At 55.2% G+C, this 753-nt stretch carries 1 protein-coding gene and 1 pseudogene; one reads left to right on the forward strand and one right to left on the reverse strand.

Features of this window, described 5'->3' with window-relative positions:
- Window positions 1-464: RNA-guided endonuclease InsQ/TnpB family protein (locus AC3WL8_RS39940; protein WP_492380261.1), on the reverse strand; the 464-nt coding region annotated here is incomplete at its 3' end.
- A 54-nt stretch (window positions 465-518) separates the two neighbouring features.
- Here AC3WL8_RS39940 and tnpA point away from each other — a divergent pair.
- Window positions 519-753, forward strand: a pseudogene (gene tnpA, locus AC3WL8_RS39945) (IS200/IS605 family transposase); the annotation flags it as partial.

Consider the following 753-nt stretch of genomic DNA (forward strand, 5'->3'; position numbering starts at 1 on the left):
CTGACGCAGGCATTGCGTACCTCACCGAGTACGTCGCGGCTGTTCCTGTATCGCAGCCAGCCCAGCTTGGGCAAAAAGATACGCGAGTTGGTCTGATCAAGCTTGATTTGCTTCTGGTCGGGATAGCGGAAACTGTCGCCCAGACCCTTCTTCTTGAAACGCGGGAAGTCGGCCCGTTTTGCGAAGAAATTTGTGTAGGCCCGCTCCAAGTCCTTGAGCGTCTGTTGAAGAGGATGGACTGGTGCATCGGCCAGCCATGCTGTTTCCGTGCTGTTGCGCCACTCCGTGAGTTGCTTACACAGACCGGCATAGCTGAGCTTCTTTTCGCCTTGATCGTAACGCTGTTTCTGCAACGCCAGCGCCTTGTTATAGACGAACCGGCACGATCCGGCATAACGGCGCATGTTGCGCTGCTGCTCGCCGTTCGGCATCAATTCGTATTTGAAGGCTTGAAGACGCTGCATGGCCCAATCATACTCTTGGCCTATGAGCGACGACAATGACATTCGGCAGAGGACCTGCGCGACATATTTACCGGCGTTTGCGCAGATTTCGAAGCTGAACTGGTGGAGTTCGATGGGGAGGACGATCACGTTCACCTTCTTGTGAACTACCCGCCAAAGGTCGCGGTGTCCGCACTGGTAAACAGCTTGAAAGGGGTATCCAGCCGTATGATCCGAAAGAAGAACTACCCGAGCATCAGCAAGAAGCTATGGGGCGGTGCGCTGTGGTCGCCGTCTTACTTCGCAGGGA

The organism is Cupriavidus sp. FW305-F7 (assembly GCF_058782875.1).